We start from the raw sequence: 16574 nt of genomic DNA, 5'->3' as shown, positions 1-16574 counted from the left end.
TTCACGTCTCCAAGCTGAGCAGGCACAGGTCGGCCCGCCCGGCCGCGAGCACGGTGTTGACCTCGTCCGTGGTGGTCAGGTGACCGCCGACCAGCGTGGGCACACCGGCCTCGGCGCGGACGCGGTCGCTGATCGTGGTGAGGAAGCCCCGGCGGTAGACCGGTCTGCTCTCGGCCACCGTCTGACCCGCTTCGACGTGGATCATCGACGCGCCGGCTTCCGCGAAGGCACGTGCGTACGCGACGCCGTCGTCGATCGTGGCACCTCGCGGAGCCCAGTCGGTGACGGTCAGCCGGACCACGAGCGGGCGTTCGTCCGGCCACACCTCCCGGCACGCGGAGAGGACTTCCAGGGGGAAGCGGAGCCGGTCCTCGGCGGGATTCGTGAGTGGCGAGAGGAAGCTCGCGAGCAGCCTGCCCTGCGCGAAGTCCAGCTCCAGCAGGTCGAAACCGGCGGTCGCCGCCTCGGCCGCAGCCGACGCGAACTGGTCGCGGACCCGGGCCAGGTCCTCGTCGTCGGCGGCCTTCGGCACCTGGCTCAGCGGCCCGAACGGCACCGCCGACGCGGACAGCAACGGCCAGGCCTCGTCCGGCGGCAACGGGACGTCGACCCCGAATCGCGCGGGGCGGGTCGCACCTCGGCGCCCGGCGTGCGTGAGGCACGCCATCGCCAGCGCGCCCGCCTCGTGCACCGGGTCCACCGGCCAGGAACCGGGACCGACCGGGGTGTCCGGCGTGATCCGCCCGTCCTCGGAGACCGCGATCGGTGCCGTGCGCACCAGCCCCGCACCCCGCGGTTCCCCGGTCACCACCAGCCGGTTCGGGATCAGCGTCTTGCCCAGGTGCAGTGGAGTGAGAAAAGGCGGCGGCGCGAACAGCCGGTCCGGCTCACCCGCGAAGTCGAGGTCCGCCCGCCGCACGAACTCCGGGTCGCGCACCGCCAGGTTCGCGTGGCTGATCCGCCCGCTGCGGGTGAGCAGGTTGACCGCGAACTGCCGCGGCGGCAGGCCGGTGTGGTGCCGGACGCGTTCGAAGTACCCGGCGCTGTCGGCCGCGGCCTGCTGGAAGCGGTCCACCATCGGGCGGCGCTCCAGTTCGTAGTCCACCAGCGCGGCCCGGATCGAGGCCCGGTCGTGGTGCCCGCGGCGCACGAACGCGTTGGCCAGCGCGACCGCGTCCTCCATGGCGAGCTTCGTGCCCGAGCCGATGGAGAAGTGCGCGGTGTGCGCGGAGTCGCCGAGCAGCACCACGTTGCCGTCGCTCCAGCGGCGGTTGCGGATGCGCGGGAAGCTGAGCCAGGCGGACTTGTTCGACAGCAGTCGGTGCCCGGCGAGGTCGCGTGCGAAGAGGTTCTCGCAGAACGCGATGCTCTCCTCGTCGCTCATCCGGTCCAGGCCCGCCGCCCGCCAGGTCGGCTCGGGGCACTCCACGATCACCGTGCTGGTGTGCTCGTCGAAGGGGTACGAGTGGGTCTGGATCAGGCCGTGCTCGGTCTCGGCGAAGCTGAACCGGAACGCGTCGAGCACCAGGTCCGTGCCGTACCAGATGTACTTGCAGCCCTGAGGTGCCGAGCGCGTGCCGAAGTCTCCCGAGCGCCGCAGCAGGCTGTTCACCCCGTCGGCCGCCACTACGAGATCGGCTTCGGGCAGCTGCGCCGGATCCTCGATCGTGGTCTCGAAGTGCAGCACCACGCCGAGTTCGCGGCAGCGTTCCTGCAGGATGGCGAGCAGTTTCTTGCGCGCGATCGCCGAGAACCCGTGCCCGCGCGAGCGCAGCACCTCTCCCCGGTAGTGGATGTCGATCGCGTCCCAGCGGGCGAAGGTGTCGGTGATCCGCAGGAAGGTGGCGTAGTCGGCGTCGCGCAGTTCGCCGAGGGTCTCCTCGGAGAACACCACGCCCCAGCCGAAGGTGGCGCCCGGCGCGTTGCGCTCGAAGATCTCGATCTCGTGTGCCGGATCGGCGCGCTTGAGCAGGATCGACAGGTACAGCCCGGCCGGCCCGGCACCCAGCACGCAGACCTTCATGCCAGCACCTCGGCGAGCCGGTCGAGTTCGTCGAGGTCCGAGACGGTGGGGTGGAGGATCAGCTCGTCGCAGCCCTCGGCCGCGTAGCCGCGCACGAAGTCCTTGATGGCGCGGGCGCTGGTCAGGTTGGCGGCGGCGATGGTCTCGGCGAACGGGCCGGTGAAGGCGTAGTAATCACGCAGGTAGGCGGAGCCGCGGTCCGGGTCGCCGAGCGCGAAGTAGCCCTGGCCCCACAGCTTCGGCGCGCCGGGCCGCCCGAGGTCGTGCCAGGCGGCGCGGGCCCTGGTCGCCGCGGACGCGAACGCGCGTGGCGGGCCGCCGCCGTGGGCGAACCCGTCGGCGTAGCGCGCCATCCTGGCGAAAGCCGCGCCGCTGCTGCCGCCGACGAGCAGTTCGATCTCGGTGTTCTCCGCGCGCAGGTGCGCGAGCTGCGCGGACAGGCGTTCCCCGCGGGTGCGGTGGTCGGCCTCGGCGGCGGTGTAGTCGTCACGCCGGGCGCCGACGCCCAGCCCGAGGGTGAACCGGCCGTCGCTCAGCCGCGCCACCGAGTCCGCCTGCTTGGCCAGCATCGCGGCGCTGCGCAGGGGACCGATGGCGATGTTGGTGGCCAAGCGCACCCGCTCGGTGACCGCGGCCGCCGCGGCGAGCGCGGTGAACGGCTCGATGCTGTCGTAGACCAGCCGGTCCAGCACGGCGATGGTGGAGAACGGACCCGCGTCGGCCCGCCGCGCCCACTCGGCCAGCAGCCGCCCGGTCGCGTCCGGCGTGGTGTTCGGCAGCCCGATTCCGACCTTCATCGAAATCAACCTACACCGCAGCGGGGTGGGGTGTATAGAGTCAGAGGGGTGCACAGCCCTTTCGAGCCGGCGCCCCAGGAGCTGGTGATGACCCTGCTCGGCGGGTACGCCGAACCCCGGCGCACGCGCCGGGTCTGGTCCGGCGGGCTGGTCGCGTTGCTGGCCGAGCTGGGCTTCTCCGAGGGCGCGGCCCGGATCGCGCTCACCCGCGTGGTCCGCCGCGACCTGCTCGAACGGCACAAGGACGGCAGGCTCGTCTACTACCGGCTGACCCGGCGCACGCTGTCCGTGCTGGAGGACGGCGACCGGCGGATCTTCTCCCTCGGCCGCACCCGGCTGCGCGCGGGTGACTGGACCGTGCTCTGGCACCAGATCCCGGACGACCGCCGGGTCGCGCGGGAGCGGCTGGTGCGGCGGCTGCGGTTCCTCGGCTTCGGCTCGGTGCAGGACGGCACCTGGCTGGCGCCGCACGATCGGGAGCAGGAGGTGCTGGACCTGCTGCGCGAACTGGACGTGACCGCGCACGCCGGGCTGATGCTCGGCAAGCCGTCCACCGGACTGGACATCGGCGTCTTCGCCGCCCGAGCCTGGGACCTCGACGGCCTGGCCGCCCGCTACCGCGCCTTCGTCGCCGAGTTCGAGGCCTACGCCGACGAGCGGGCCCGCGCCGGGCTCGACGACGCGGCCGCGTTCGCCCTGCGCACGCGGTTGCTGCACCTCTTCCGGGAATTCCCGGCCAGGGATCCGGAGCTGCCCGGGGAGATCGTGCCGGCGCCCGCCGCGCGCGACCGGGCGGTGGCGTTGTTCCATGACCTGCAGGCGGCGTTGGCGCCCGCCGCGCAACGACACTTCGACGAGGTGACCACCCCATGACCGAGAGCCCCGAGAACAACGCGGCGCTGACCTACACCTCCTACCTGGCGCTGGACGAGGTGCTCAACGCGCAGCGCACCCGGTCCGAGGAGCACGACGAACTGCTGTTCATCGTCATCCACCAGGTCTACGAGCTGTGGTTCAAGCAGATCCTGCACGAACTGGCCGAGCTGCAGCGGCGGCTGGAGGCCGGCGCGACCGCGCACGCGGTGCGTTCGCTGCGCCGGGTGCTGACCATCTTCAAGGTGATCGTCGCGCAGATCGACGTGCTCGAGACGATGACCCCGAGCCAGTTCACCGGGTTCCGGGAGCGGCTGGACGCCTCGAGCGGGTTCCAGTCGGCGCAGTTCCGCGAGCTGGAGTCGGTGCTCGGCCGCCGCGACGAGCGCGTGGTGCGGCACCACCCGCCGTCGGAGGCCCGGGACCGGGTCACCGACGCGATGACGCGGCCTTCGGTGTTCGACTCCTTCATCACCTACCTGGCCAAGTGCGGGTACGACGTGCCGACCGGCCGGGACGTGAGCAAACCGCTGGAGCCGTCGGAGGACCTGCAGGAGGTGCTGTTGAAGGTGTACCAGGACGACGGCGGGCCCTCGACGATCGCGGAACACCTCGTGGACCTGGACGAAGGCGTGCAGGAGTGGCGGTACCGGCACGTGAAGATGGTCGAGCGGACCATCGGCGACAAGACCGGCACCGGCGGCTCGTCCGGGGCGCACTACCTGCGGAAGACCCTGTTCCAGCCGATGTTCCCGGACCTGTGGGCCGTGCGGAGCCGGCTGTGAACCCGCTCGCCGCGCACTACCGGCGCTTCCGGGTGGACGAGCGCCTGCTGCTCTCCGCGCATTCGCACCAGGCCTGGCCGGATGTGGCGCTGGAGGGTCAGGTCGAAGCGTTCGAGGACGCGGCGCTCGAGGTCGACGCCAAGTGGGACCGGGCGTTCGCGAAGGCGGACGAGGTGCGGGCCGCGTTCCGCGGCTGGCTGGGCGACCCGGCGGCCGAGCTGGCACTCGGCGCGAACACCCACGAGCTGGTGATCCGCCTGCTTTCCGCGCTGGACCTGCGGCGACGGCCTCGGCTGGTGACCACCGACGGCGAGTTCCACACCCTGCGGCGGCAGCTCGGGAGGCTGGCCGAGGAGGGCGTCGAGGTTGTGCGGGTGGCCGCGTCGCCGGTCGACTCGCTGGCCGCGCGGCTCGCCGTCGAGGTCGACGACCGGACGTGCGCGGTGTTCGTCTCGAAGGTGCTGTTCGAGACCTCACGCATCGTGGACGGCCTCGATGACCTGGCCGAACGGTGTGCCGCGCGTGGGGCGGAGCTGGTGGTCGACGCCTACCACGCGCTCGGCGCGGTGCCGTTCTCGATGGACGGGCTCAGCGAGGCGTGGATCGTCGGCGGCGGGTACAAGTACCTCCAGTTCGGCGAGGGAAACTGCTTCCTGCGCGTCCCGCCGCACGCCGCCGGCCTGCGGCCCGTGGTCACGGGGTGGTTCGCCGAGTTCGGTGCCATCGCCGATGCCCAGCGGCCGGACGCGGTCGCCTACGCCACCGGCGCGGACCGCTTCGCGGGCGCGACCTACGACCCGACCAGCCACTACCGCGCCGCGAGGGTGGCCGCCTTCTTCGCCGAGCAGGGGCTGACCGCGGACCGGCTGCGCGAAATCTCGCTGCGGCAAACCACTCGATTGGCCGAGCGTTTCGATGCGCTGGACCTGCCGCCGACGATGATCACCCGGGAGTCTTCGCCCAGGGAAGCTTTCGGCGGGTTCCTCGCGCTGCGGAGTCCGCGGGCGGGGGAGTTCTGCGCCGAACTGGCGGAACGCGGTGTCCGAACCGACAGCCGGGGCGAGTACCTGCGCTTCGGCCCTGCGCCCTACCTGGCCGACAGCCAGCTCGACGCCGCCATGACCGCCCTGGGCGAGGTGTGCCGACGCTAGCCCGCCATCCACAACACCCCCGGTTGTCCACAGATCCGGCGCGCACCCCCTGCGCGCCGGGGGGACTGGGTACGCTGGGTTCGGGGACGCCCCCCAGGGAAGGGCCGGGGGCTGCATGGGGTCTGGATCAGGGAATGGCGTGCGGGTTCGCGGTTTCCCGCAGGTCAGGTCACCGGGGGCAGGGAGATCCGGTCGCGGCCCGAGCGCTTCGCGATGTGCAGGGCCGAACTGGCTTCGCCGACGAGTTCCCGCAGGCCGGTGCCCAGTCCGGGGTGGTGCAGGCCGACGCCGATCGAGCTGGTCAGCTCCTCGATGACCACCGTGTGGCCGATCGCGGATCGCACGGTGACCACGATGGTCCTTATCCTGGTACGTATGTCCCGCGCGACCGAGAGCCCTTGTTCGAGCCGGGTGGCGGGCAGGAACACGAGGAACTCGTCCCCGTCGTGCCCGCCGAACCGGCCGAGGATGTCGCCGTCGCGCACGGTGTTGCGCAGCGCGAGGGCCACCGACGTCAGCACCGTGTCACCGGCGAGATGACCGTGCGCATCGTTGATGGCCTGGAAGCGGTCCAGGTCGACCAGCAGCACCACCCCCGGGCGGTGGGCCAGGCCCTGCAGGGCGTGCCCCGCCTGGTGGTCCCATTCCCAGCGGCCCGGCAGGCCGGTGAGCCGGTCCATCGCGCGGTAGCCCAGCGGTTCGCCGCACAGTTCGCAGCACAGGCCGCGGTCGGCGGTGCGCACTGCGCCGGGCACGGTGGCAGCGGATCGATCTCGTCCGCTTGTACTCACATACAGTGTCCGGCTGCTACCCTCTTTCGCATCAGTCAATCCGGTCACGCTCTGGAGACTAATGGGCGCGGACGGTGGTTTCAACTGGAGCGAAGAAAACCGACAGGATCGACTTCTTCCTCAGTCGAAATGTGGAGAGGTGGACACGGTGGATCGGGGTAGCCGGAGCCTGGCGGACAAGCTCAACCACTTGTTCGCCAACCAGACACCGCGTGACGGGCAGGAGTACAGCAACGAGCACGTCGCGGCGACCATCTGCGCCGAGGGCGAGGTCAAGATCTCGCAGAGCTACATCTGGCAGCTGCGCAAGGGCAAGAAGGACAACCCGACCTTCAAGCACCTGCAGGCGCTGGCCGGGTTCTTCGGCGTGCCGGCGAGCTACTTCTTCGACGACGCGGTCACCGATAGGGTCGACAGGCAACTGGCGGAACTGAAGTCCGAGCAGGCGCGCCTCAACGAGATAGCGGGCAGCAGCGACGCTCAACTCATGGCCATGCGGGCCGGTGAACTGTCGCCGGAACGCCGCCGCCTGGTAATGGAGCTGCTCAACGTCGTCTACCGCGAGGAGCAGGCCGCCCGGGCCGACACGGAGGAGTGATCCGGTGCGCGAGCGAGCGTTACGGCGGCAGTGCAGGCAACTGCTGAACGAGCTGGACATCCGCCCGCCGCTGGACGTCACCGAGCTGTGCCGCAGGGTGGGTGAGCGCCGGGGCAAGCCGATCCGGCTGATCGCGCACGCCATCCCGGTGCCCGGTCCGTTCGGCGTCTGGATCACCACCCGCTCCGCCGACTACATCCTGTACCAGCAGGAGACCAGCAAGGCCCACCAGGGCCACATCATCCTGCACGAACTCGGCCACATCCTGGCCGGGCACCACAGCGACGAGGGCGACGACGCGCTGCTCGCCGAGCTGTACCCCGACGTGGAGCCCAACGCGCTGCGCGAGCGGTACCCGGACCTGGAGTCCGACGCGGTGCGCCGCGCGCTGCGCCGCACCTCCTACGACACCGAGCACGAGCGTGAGGCGGAGACCGTCGCCACGATCATCCTCGAATGGGCGTCGGTGCTGGACCGGGTCGCCCCAGGCGCGCACGCGCCCTCCACCCGCCGGATGGAGGCCGCGCTCTCCGACCGGCTGGGGTGGCTGTGAGCGCCGGACTCCTCGCCTACGGCATCGTCGCGGTCGCCGCGCTGACCTGGCTGCTGATCCGGCTGGTCCGCTCGCCGCGCTCGGCCCCGCTGTGGTGCGTGACGATCGCGGTGGCGTGCCTGGCCATCGCCTACCCGTTCGGCCTGATCGCCGGGGAGAACGAGGTCTTCCTCGGCCTGCCGCCGATGGTGTCCCGGCTGATCCAGCACGGGATCCTGCTGGTCGCGGTCAACTGCCTGATCTCCTTCTTCCTCTTCTCCGCGCTCGACCAGCGCGAGGCCCTGCGCAAGACCACGCGGTACCTGATCCCGCTCGGCATCGCCGAAGTCGTGCTGGTCGTCGCCGCGGCGATCACCCCGGCCGGGGTGGCCACGAACGACCACCGGGTGACCGGGGTGGCGTTGTTCTTCGTCACCGCGGACGCCTACATGGGGCTCGGTTTCGGCCTGGCCGCGCGCTGGGCGTTCCGGTCCGCGAAGGGCGCCGAGCGCAGCGTCCGGCGCGGGCTGCGGATGGCAGGCGTCGGCATGTCGATGATCGTGGTGGCCGACTGCCTGTTCATCCCGGCGGTGGTCCTGCGCTGGCTCGGCATGGCCGCCGCGCCGGGCGCCGACGGCACCGCGCAGACCACGATCGGCTCGATCGGCGCGATGTTCTTCCTGCTGCCCGGCATCGTGATCTTCCTGATCGGGTTCACCTACCCGGCGGCCGCGCGGAAGCTGGCCGCGGCCGGGGTGTGGCTGCACCACCGCCGGATGTACCACCGCCTGGGTCCGCTGTGGACGGTGCTGCACCAGGAGTTCCCGGAGGACGCGCTCAGCCGGGTGCCCGCCGGTCGCTGGCGCGACCTGCTCAGCGTGACCGGCGTGCACCGGCGCTACTACCGGCGGGTGATCGAATGCCGGGACGGGCTGGTCCGCATCAGCCCGTACCTCGCTGACGTGCGGGAACAGCCGGTGACCCACGAGAACCTGGCGGGCAAGCTGAAGGAGGCGCTGCGCGAGCGGTCCTCCGGCGACCCCGTGCCGAAGCAGGCGGTGCCGGTGGCCATGCCCGAGGCCGAGGGGCTGGACGCCGACGTCCGCGAACTGGCGGCCCTGTCCAGGGCGTTGCAGGCGAGCCGATGACCCACGCGCTGATCATCGGTGGTGGCATCGCCGGGCCGGTGACCGCGATGGCGCTGCGGAAGGCGGGCATCGACTCGGTGGTCTACGAGGCCTACCCGACCGGCGCCGACGACGTCGGTGCCTTCCTCACGCTGATGAGCAACGGCCAGGACGCCCTGCGCGCGATCGGCGTGCACGAGCGGGTCGCCGACCAGTCGTTCCCGGCGGGCAAGGTGGAGTTCCTCAGCGGGACCGGCAAGTTCCTCGGCGAGGTGCCGCTGCGCCGCGAAGGCGTGCTCGGGCCGCGCACGCTCAAGCGCGCCACCCTGTACCGCGTGCTGCAGGACGAACTCGCCGAGCGCGGCATCCGCATCGAGCACGGCAAGCGGCTGACCGGTGCGCGCAGCACCTCCGATGGTGGCGTGGTGGCCACCTTCGCCGACGGCGACCAGGCCAAGGGCGACCTGCTCGTCGGCGCCGACGGCATCCACTCCACCACCCGCGCCCTCATCGACGAGACCGCGCCCCGGCCGAGGCACCTCGGCAACACCACGATCTGCGGGTACGCCCAGGACGCGCCCTCGCCCGCGCCGCCCGGTGCGTACCGGATGGTCTACGGCAAGCGTGCCTTCTTCGGCTACGTCACCGCGCCCCACGGTGAGACCTGGTGGTTCACCAACGCGCCCGGTGCCGAACTGGGCAAGGCGGAACTGGCGGCGATCGGTGCCGAGGAGTGGAAGGAACGGGCGCTGGAGCTGTTCGCCAGGGACAACACGCCCGCGGCGGAGATCGTGCGGGCCACCGGCTCCGAGGTGATGGCCAGCAACTCGTACCACATCCCGTCCGCCCCGGTCTGGCACTCGAGGTCGATGGTGATCGTCGGCGACGCCGCGCACGTGGCCGCGCCGAACGCCGGACAGGGCGCGTCGATGGCCGTCGAGGACGGGGTCACGCTGGCGCGCTGCCTACGGGACGTCGCGCACATCGGCGACGCCTTCCGCGCGTACGAAGGACTCCGGCGCGAGCGGGTGGAACGCGTGGTGGCGACCAGCGCGCGCATGGGCAGCACCGCGGTGCCGGGCCCGCTGAAGCGCATGGTGCGCGACGCCATCCTGCCGCGCGTGCTGAAGAAGGGGCCGCGCAACAACGCCGACTGGCTGACCAAGCACCACATCGAGTGGGAGGCCCGCGTCTCTCTCGACGACGCCGTCGCGACCGGCTAACGCAGGCGGTCCAGCAGCGGGAGCAGCGATTCGGGGCGCTCGACGTGGGCGTTGTGCCCGAGGCCCGGCAGCACGACCGGGTCCGGCACGAGTTCGCGCAGGTGCTCGGCGGGGCACATCGGATCGTGCTCGCCCGCGGCCAGCAGCACCGGACCGTGGGCCGCGGCGAGCAGGCCGCGCAGGTCGGGCGCCCCCACACCGAACGCGCGCTGGTCCAGTGCGACCTTCCAGCCGTCGCCGTCCTGGACCACGCCCGCGCTCACCGCCTCCAGCGGCACGAGCCCGACCAGGCCGGACACCTTGAGCCAGCGGTCCGCCGCCTCCTCGCGGGTGGCGAACACCCGCGCGGGCTTGGCCGCCACGGCGGCGGCCTTCTCCAGTTCTTCCGGGGTCCAGCGCACCTTGATGCCGAGCCCGCACACCGCCGAGACCGACGGGCCGAACCAGCCGCTCGCCAGCGTCAGCGCGAGCACACCCCCGAGCGAATGCCCGAGCACGACCACGTCCCCGCTGAGCGACTTCGCGATCTCCGCGGTGAGCCCGCCGAAGGAGTAGGACGGCAGCGCGGCCGAGCGCCCGTGCCCCGGCAGGTCCGGCACCACCCAGTTCCACTCAGCGGGCAGCCGGTCGGTCAGCCCCTGCCACACCTCGCCGGTCGCGCCCAGCCCGTGCAGCAGCACGAGCGTCCGATCTCCGGAACCACCACGGCGGACGAACAGATCGCTGGTCATGAGGAAATCTTGCCAGTGTTGTCGGTCTCGGCTCCGCCGAGACGGTGACCTCACTACCGGTCCGCCACACCGGCGAGTCGCTTGGTCAGCATCACCCGGAAAGCGGGCACCTTCGCCAGTGCCGACAGCGCGGCGTTGCGCACCGGCCGCAGCATCGGGCTCGCGGTGGCCAGCCGGGTCAGGCGTCCGGCGAACTTCACCACCTCCTCCGCCTTCGGCCGCTGGGTGGCGGCGTACTCGTCGAGCAGGCTCTCCGGCCCGCCCTGGACCACGGCCCCCAGCGCCTCGCCCAGCGCGACCGCGTCCCGCAGGCCGAGGTTCATGCCCTGCCCACCCGCGGGGCTGTGCACGTGCGCGGCGTCCCCGGCCAGCAGGACGCGCCCGGCGCGGTACCGGTCGGCGACCCGGTGGTGCACGCGGAACCGCGAACCCCAGATCACCTCGGCGATCCGCGTGGTGCCCGCGGCGGGCCCGCGCCGGTCGAGCAGGTCCTGCACGAACGCCAGGTCCGGGTGCTCCGGCGGGTCCTCGACCTCGGCCACGATCCGGAACGAGCCGTCGGGCAGCGGTGCCGAGACCACCATGCCCGCCCCCGAGAAGAACAGCACGACCTCCTCGCCCGGCAGGCCGCCGTCGTGCAACCGCACGTCGGCGAGGGTGAACGACTCGCCGGCGCTGTCCTTGCCGAAGCCGATCCCGGCCATCGTGCGGACCGCGCTCTTCATGCCGTCGGCGCCGATCACGTATCGCGCGCCGATCCGGTGCCGGTCGTCGATGGTGGCGACCACGCCGTCCGCGTCCTGCTCCAGCGCGGTGAGCCGGTGCGGGCGCAGCACCCGGCCGCCGAGTTCGACGAACCGGTCGAGCAGCACGCGCTCGGTGGTGGGCTGCGGAACCATGAACAGCGTCCGGTACGGGCTGGGCACCTTATCGAACTCCAGTGGGACCAGCACGCGGTCGCGGTCGCGGATGGTGAACCGGCCTGCCCGCAGCGAGAGCCCGGCGAGCCGGTCCGCCACGCCCAGCCGGTCCAGCGCTTCCATCGTGCGCGGGTGCACCACGGCGGCACGCGAGGTGTTCGCGCCTTCCGCCTGCTGGTCGACCACCGTCACCTCGACGCCCTGCTGGGCCAGGCTCGCCGCCACGGCCAGCCCGACCGGGCCCGCACCCACCACCAGCACCGTCGTTTCCCGGGGGATCATCTCGGCCGCCTCTCTCCGAAGTCAACAACTGTTGGCCAACTCCTGTTGGCAAAGTAGCCCGCGCGCTCCTGGCGTGTCAACACGTGTTGGCCTACGGTTGTTGGCATGACCGAAACAGCACGCCGGTCCGACCGGACACGGCAGGCGATCCTGGTGGCGGCGCGGGAGCGGTTCGCCAAGGACGGCTACGACCGCGCGACCATCCGGGCGATCGCCGCGGACGCGAACATCGATCCGTCGATGGTGATGCGCTACTACGGCAACAAGGAGCGCCTGTTCGCCGCCGCCGCCGAGTTCGACCTCCGCCTGCCGGACCTGACGAAGGCGCGGCGCGAGGAGGTCGGCGAGGTGCTGGTGGCGCACTTCCTCGAGCGCTGGGAAGACGACGACACGCTGCAGCTGCTGCTCCGAGCCGGTGCCACGAACCCGGCCGCCGCCGAGCGCATGCAGCGGATCTTCGCCGCCCAGCTGGTGCCGGTGATCGAGGCGCTCGACCCGCCGGACACCGACTTCGCCACCCGCGCCGGGCTCGTCGCGAGTCAGGTGCTGGGCCTGGCGCTGTGCCGGTACGTGCTCGCCCTGCCGCCCGTGGTGGCCATGGACCGCGCGGCCGTCGTGGCCTGGGTCGGCCCGGTGTTGCGGCGGTACCTGGTCGAACGGGCACCTTGAACTCTGGTGAAACACCCCCTTGGCGTGGGGATCTTCCCCCTCTACGGTTCTCGGTGGGACCCTCCGCCCGCGGGGAACGACCTTCCCGGCGGGCGCGATCCCGGTTGCAACCCCGACCTCGCGTGCGCCACAAGCCACGCGCCGGTGCCCAACGAAGGAGTCACCACCGTGACGGACGGTGTATTCGGCCGCGATTCCGGCCATGAGCAAGTTGTCTTCTGCCACGACAAGGCCAGCGGTCTCAAGGCCATCATCGGCATCTACTCCACCGCACTGGGCCCCGGCCTCGGCGGAACCCGGTTCTACCCCTACGCCTCCGAGTCCGACGCGCTCGACGACGTGCTCGCCCTGTCCAAGGGCATGGCCTACAAGAACGCGCTCGCGGGGCTGGACCTCGGCGGTGGCAAGGCCGTGATCATCGGCGACCCGGCCACCGTGAAGTCCGAGGCGCTGCTGCGGGCCTACGGCCGGTTCGTCCAGTCGCTCAACGGCCGCTACATCACCGCCTGCGACGTGGGCACCTACGTGCAGGACATGGACGTCGTCGCCCGCGAGAGCCGGTACGTGACCGGCCGCTCGCCCGAGGACGGCGGTGCGGGCGATTCCTCCGTGCTCACCGCCTTCGGCGTCTTCCAGGGCATGCGCGCCTCCGCCGAGCACCTGTGGGGCAGCCCCGACCTGGCCGGGCGCCGGGTCGGCGTGGCCGGGGTCGGCAAGGTCGGGCACATCCTGGTCGGGCACCTGATCGACGCCGGAGCCCGGGTGGTGGTCAGCGACGTCTCCGCCGCCGCGATCGAGCGCACCCGGGCCAAGCACCCCGAGGTGGAGGTGCTCGGCAGCGCCGACGAGCTGATTCGCGCCGAACTCGACGTGTTCGCGCCGTGCGCGCTGGGTGGGTCGCTCAACGACGAGACGGTGCCGGTGCTGCGGGCCAAGATCGTCTGCGGCGCGGCGAACAACCAGCTCGCGCACCCCGGCATCGACAAGCTGCTCGACGACCGCGGCATCCTGTTCGCGCCGGACTACCTGGTCAACGCCGGCGGCGTGATCCAGGTCAGCGACGAGCTGCACGGGTTCGACTTCGCCAGGGCCAAGCGCAAGACCGCGCAGATCTTCGACACCACGAAGTCGGTGTTCGCGCTGGCCGCGGCCGAGGGCGTGCCCGCGGCCACCGCGGCCGACCGGCTCGCCGAGCGGCGGATGTCCGAGATCGGCTCGCTGAGGTCTATACATCTGGGGTGATCGAAAAGCTTTTCGAAACGGCGGGCGTGCGCGGATGGCTGCACGCCCGCCGTCTCGGTACCGGAGCCGAATGCGGGGTCCGCGCCGACGAGCCGGTGGTGCTGGCGTCGGTGGTGAAGGTGCCGCTGGTGCTGGAGTTCGCGCGCCAGGTGGCGGCCGGGCAGCTCGACCCGCGTGATCGCGTGCGCATCGGGGCGCGCGACCGGCTGGGCGGTTCCGGCACCGCGGGCTGCGCGGACGACGTCGAGCTGAGCCTGCGGGACGCGGCCTACTTCGCCATGACGGTCAGCGACAACACCGCGGCCGACGTGCTGTGCGACCGGGTCGGCCTGGACAACGTGCGCTCACTGCTGCGCGAACTGGGCCTGACGCGCACGCGGATCGCGGGTGCGCCGCGGGACATCGTCGCGTCGATGGTCGAGGACGCGGGCGGGGCCGAACGGTTCGCCGGGCTGTTCCGCACGTTTTCGGCCGACCGGGTCCTGGCGATGCGCGCGCTGGACCCCGGCTGGACGAACGCGAGCACGCCGCGTGAAATGACGTCGTTGCTCGAACAGCTCTGGGCCGACGAGGGCGAGGCTGCGCGCCAGGTGCGGCAGTGGATGGGGCAGCAGGTCTTCTGGTCCCGGCTCGGCTGCGCCTTCCCGCCCGAGGTCCGGGTCTCGGGCAAGACCGGCACGCTGCCGTGCATCCGCAATGAGATCGGCGTCGTCGAATATCCGGACGGCGCCCGGTTCGCGGTCGCCGTGTTCACCCGTTCGGACTCACTGGTGCAGCGGCAACCCGCGGTCGAGCAGGCGATCGGCGCCGCCGCCGCGGCCGCGGTCGGGCAACTGGGTGGTCAGCTCTCGCCGTAGACCACGGTCCACGGGCGCAGGCCGGCCGGACCGGCTGCCGGCGCGTCCGGGGTGTCTCCGCGCAGGTTCGCCGAAGCCACCTCGGCGAAGGCGCGGGCGTCCGCGTTGCCCGGCGGCCAGGCGAAGCGCAGGTGCCGCACCAGCGAGCCAGGGGTGACCGGCCGCCACACCACGCGCGGCTCCTTCTGCGCCACCGTCCCCTCGGCCACCGCGACCCCGTGCCCGGCCAGCACCATGCCGAGCACGAACTCGGGGTTCCGCGCGTGGTGCACCGCCGACGGCCGGAAGCCGTGGTCCCAGCACGCCCGCAGCAACGCGTCGTAGTACCCGGGCGCCGACGCGCGCGGGAAGAGCACGAGCCCCTGACCGGCCAGCGCCGCCGGGTCGATTTCCGTGCTCGCGGCCAGCGGTGAATCCCGGGGCAGCACCACACCGAGCGGCGTGGAGATCACCGCACCCAGCTCCAGGCCGCTCACGTCCACCGGCTGGTGCAGCAGTCCGATGTCCAGCTGCCCGTCGGTGAGCAGGCGGAGTTGCTCGGTGGTGGTCAGCTCCTGAAGTTCGACGCGGACGCCGGGTCGCTCGCGGGCGAACGCGGTCAGGATCCCGGCGAGCGCGCGGCCCGGCATCTCCGGCGGCACCCCGGCCCGCAGCGCCCCGAGTTCGCCGCTTCCGGCCGCGCCGACGAGCGCGACCATCCGGTCCCAGCGCGCGGTCAGGTCCCGGGCTTCGGCGAGCAGCACCTGCCCGGCTTCGGTCAGCTCCACGTGCCTGCTGTCGCGGTCGAACAGCTTCGCGTCGAGATCGCGTTCGAGCCGCTTGATGCGCTGGCTCAGTGGTGGCTGGGCGATGCCGAGCCGGTCGGCGGCGCGGCCGAAGTGGAGTTCTTCGGCGACCGCGATGAAGTAGCGCAGCGCGCGCAGGGGTTCCACGCTGCGACGATATCGAATCGCGTATCGCCGCGCGCTGGTCGTGATCTTGGACAGCGCCCGGCCCGCCGTGTTCGGCTGTCGATCATGAGCGAAGGCAAGAACAGAATCGGCAGGCGTGGATTCCTCGGTGCCTCGGCGGTACTGGCCGCGAGCCTGCCGGGCATCCCGGCGACCGCGAGCGCGCTGACCACGCGCCCGAAGGCCGACACCACCCTGCGCTGGTGGGGCAACAACAGCTGGGAAATCCGGCTGCCGGGCGGCAAGGTCGTGCTGATCGACCCGTGGCTGACCCGGTTCAAGACCGGCACCTACACCAAGGAGGGCGCCGACCCGGACACCCGCATCGAAGTCGACCGGCAGCTGATCGACGGACTGGTGGACTCCGGTGAACTCCGCGCCGACCACATCCTGGTCACCCACGGCCACTACGACCACATCACCGACGTGCCCTACCTGGCCAGGAAGACCGGCGCGACGGTGATCGGCACCGAGACGCACTTGAGCCTGCTGCTCGCGCTCGGCGCTCCCGAGGACCAGCTCGCGATCGCGACCGGCGGCGAGTTCCACACCTTCGACGGCTATGCGATCCGCGTGCTGCGCTCACTGCATTCGGCGAGCGGGGACCGGGCCAAGATCGCCTTCGCGGGCACCCGGCCGCTGTCCCGGCGTGACCGGCCGCGGGTGATCAGCGACCTGCTCGAAGGCGGCACGCTCGCCTACCAGGTGCAGAGCCCCTCGGGCTTCAGCGTGCTGAACTTCGGCGGCTCCAACTACGTGGAGAGCGAACTGGCCGGACTGCGCCCGGACGTGCTGCTGCTGCCCGCCGGTGGTGATCGGGTGGCGGAGTACGTGCCGCGGCTGCTGCGCACGCTCGGCTTCCCGCCCTACGTGGTGCCGACCCACTGGGACGACTTCGACTTCCCGCTGGACGAGCCCGCCCGGGACTGGGGCGGGCTCGCCAAGCTGCGGGACGCGGTGACCGCGGCCGGCCAGGGCAGTGCCTTCCGGGTGGTCGACCACCGCCAGGTGTTCGCGCCCTAG

The 16574-nt window shown here is 71.8% G+C and carries 17 protein-coding genes; 11 read left to right on the top strand and 6 right to left on the bottom strand.

Annotated features, from left to right (window positions below):
* Window position 1 precedes the first annotated feature (1 nt).
* On the bottom strand, window positions 2-2023 hold the full coding sequence (locus L3Q67_RS03520; RefSeq protein WP_499188165.1) for an FAD-dependent monooxygenase: 2022 nt from the start codon (window positions 2021-2023) through the stop codon (window positions 2-4).
* Complete coding sequence (locus L3Q67_RS03515; protein WP_499188164.1) at window positions 2020-2820, bottom strand: LLM class oxidoreductase; 801 nt, start codon at window positions 2818-2820, stop codon at window positions 2020-2022. The genes L3Q67_RS03520 and L3Q67_RS03515 overlap by 4 nt, the downstream gene beginning before the upstream one ends.
* 87 nt (window positions 2821-2907) lie before the next feature.
* On the opposite strand from L3Q67_RS03515, the gene L3Q67_RS03510 reads away from it, so the two are divergent.
* Genes L3Q67_RS03510 through L3Q67_RS03500 form a run of 3 tightly spaced genes read left to right on the top strand, consistent with a single transcriptional unit; the run spans window position 2908 to window position 5629 of the window.
* Window positions 2908-3693 (top strand): PaaX family transcriptional regulator, encoded by a 786-nt coding sequence (locus L3Q67_RS03510; RefSeq protein ID WP_499191418.1) that lies wholly within the window; start codon window positions 2908-2910, stop codon window positions 3691-3693.
* Window positions 3690-4478, top strand: coding sequence for a tryptophan 2,3-dioxygenase (locus tag L3Q67_RS03505; RefSeq protein WP_499188163.1), 789 nt, complete (start codon window positions 3690-3692; stop codon window positions 4476-4478). Before L3Q67_RS03510 ends, L3Q67_RS03505 begins: the two co-directional genes overlap by 4 nt.
* Entirely contained in the window at window positions 4475-5629 is a 1155-nt protein-coding gene (locus L3Q67_RS03500) for an aminotransferase class V-fold PLP-dependent enzyme (RefSeq protein WP_499188162.1), read from the top strand. The genes L3Q67_RS03505 and L3Q67_RS03500 overlap by 4 nt, the downstream gene beginning before the upstream one ends.
* A gap of 164 nt (window positions 5630-5793) precedes the next feature.
* On the opposite strand, the gene L3Q67_RS03495 is transcribed toward L3Q67_RS03500, so the two are convergent.
* Window positions 5794-6384, bottom strand: a complete 591-nt coding sequence (locus L3Q67_RS03495) for a GGDEF domain-containing protein (protein ID WP_395895233.1) — start codon at window positions 6382-6384, stop codon at window positions 5794-5796.
* A gap of 175 nt (window positions 6385-6559) precedes the next feature.
* Between L3Q67_RS03495 and L3Q67_RS03490 the strand changes: the two genes are divergently transcribed.
* The 4 genes from L3Q67_RS03490 to L3Q67_RS03475 are packed head-to-tail and all read left to right on the top strand — an operon-like array spanning window position 6560 to window position 9900.
* A complete protein-coding gene (locus L3Q67_RS03490; protein WP_395895234.1) occupies window positions 6560-7018 on the top strand; it encodes a helix-turn-helix domain-containing protein in 459 nt (152 codons plus the stop codon).
* A gap of 4 nt (window positions 7019-7022) precedes the next feature.
* Window positions 7023-7571: a zinc metalloprotease gene (locus L3Q67_RS03485; protein WP_499188161.1), complete on the top strand. Its 549-nt coding sequence runs from the start codon at window positions 7023-7025 to the stop codon at window positions 7569-7571.
* Window positions 7568-8698 carry an MAB_1171c family putative transporter gene (locus L3Q67_RS03480; protein WP_499188160.1) on the top strand — a complete coding sequence of 377 codons (1131 nt, stop codon included), beginning with the start codon at window positions 7568-7570 and terminating at the stop codon, window positions 8696-8698. Before L3Q67_RS03485 ends, L3Q67_RS03480 begins: the two co-directional genes overlap by 4 nt.
* Window positions 8695-9900, top strand: coding sequence for an FAD-dependent oxidoreductase (locus L3Q67_RS03475; protein WP_499188159.1), 1206 nt, complete (start codon window positions 8695-8697; stop codon window positions 9898-9900). The genes L3Q67_RS03480 and L3Q67_RS03475 overlap by 4 nt, the downstream gene beginning before the upstream one ends.
* Here L3Q67_RS03475 and L3Q67_RS03470 read toward each other — a convergent pair.
* Both L3Q67_RS03470 and L3Q67_RS03465 read right to left on the bottom strand, forming a co-directional pair.
* Window positions 9897-10631 carry an alpha/beta fold hydrolase gene (locus tag L3Q67_RS03470; protein ID WP_499188158.1) on the bottom strand — a complete coding sequence of 245 codons (735 nt, stop codon included), beginning with the start codon at window positions 10629-10631 and terminating at the stop codon, window positions 9897-9899. The genes L3Q67_RS03475 and L3Q67_RS03470 overlap by 4 nt on opposite strands.
* 53 nt (window positions 10632-10684) lie before the next feature.
* On the bottom strand, window positions 10685-11833 hold the full coding sequence (locus tag L3Q67_RS03465) for an FAD-dependent oxidoreductase (protein WP_499188157.1): 1149 nt from the start codon (window positions 11831-11833) through the stop codon (window positions 10685-10687).
* Between the two features lie 105 nt (window positions 11834-11938).
* Here L3Q67_RS03465 and L3Q67_RS03460 point away from each other — a divergent pair, with 105 nt between their 5' ends.
* The 3 genes from L3Q67_RS03460 (at window position 11939) to L3Q67_RS03450 (ending at window position 14601) form a co-directional block, all read left to right on the top strand.
* Entirely contained in the window at window positions 11939-12502 is a 564-nt protein-coding gene (locus tag L3Q67_RS03460) for a TetR/AcrR family transcriptional regulator (protein ID WP_499188156.1), read from the top strand.
* Window positions 12503-12670: 168 nt separating this feature from the next.
* Window positions 12671-13744 (top strand): Glu/Leu/Phe/Val dehydrogenase dimerization domain-containing protein, encoded by a 1074-nt coding sequence (locus tag L3Q67_RS03455; protein WP_499188155.1) that lies wholly within the window; start codon window positions 12671-12673, stop codon window positions 13742-13744.
* Window positions 13744-14601, top strand: coding sequence for a serine hydrolase (locus L3Q67_RS03450; protein ID WP_499191417.1), 858 nt, complete (start codon window positions 13744-13746; stop codon window positions 14599-14601). The genes L3Q67_RS03455 and L3Q67_RS03450 overlap by 1 nt, the downstream gene beginning before the upstream one ends.
* Here L3Q67_RS03450 and L3Q67_RS03445 read toward each other — a convergent pair.
* Complete coding sequence (locus L3Q67_RS03445; RefSeq protein WP_499188154.1) at window positions 14586-15533, bottom strand: LysR family transcriptional regulator; 948 nt, start codon at window positions 15531-15533, stop codon at window positions 14586-14588. The two genes, L3Q67_RS03450 and L3Q67_RS03445, sit on opposite strands and share 16 nt — an antisense overlap.
* Window positions 15534-15617: 84 nt before the next feature.
* Between L3Q67_RS03445 and L3Q67_RS03440 the strand changes: the two genes are divergently transcribed.
* Window positions 15618-16574: an MBL fold metallo-hydrolase gene (locus L3Q67_RS03440; RefSeq protein WP_499188153.1), complete on the top strand. Its 957-nt coding sequence runs from the start codon at window positions 15618-15620 to the stop codon at window positions 16572-16574.

It is taken from the genome of Saccharothrix sp. AJ9571, assembly GCF_021725495.1.
In the GTDB taxonomy this organism is placed as follows: Bacteria; Actinomycetota; Actinomycetes; order Mycobacteriales; family Pseudonocardiaceae; genus Amycolatopsis; species Amycolatopsis magusensis.
The sequence above is the reverse complement of the archived record's forward strand: the minus strand, read 5'-3'. Positions and strand labels throughout refer to the sequence as shown.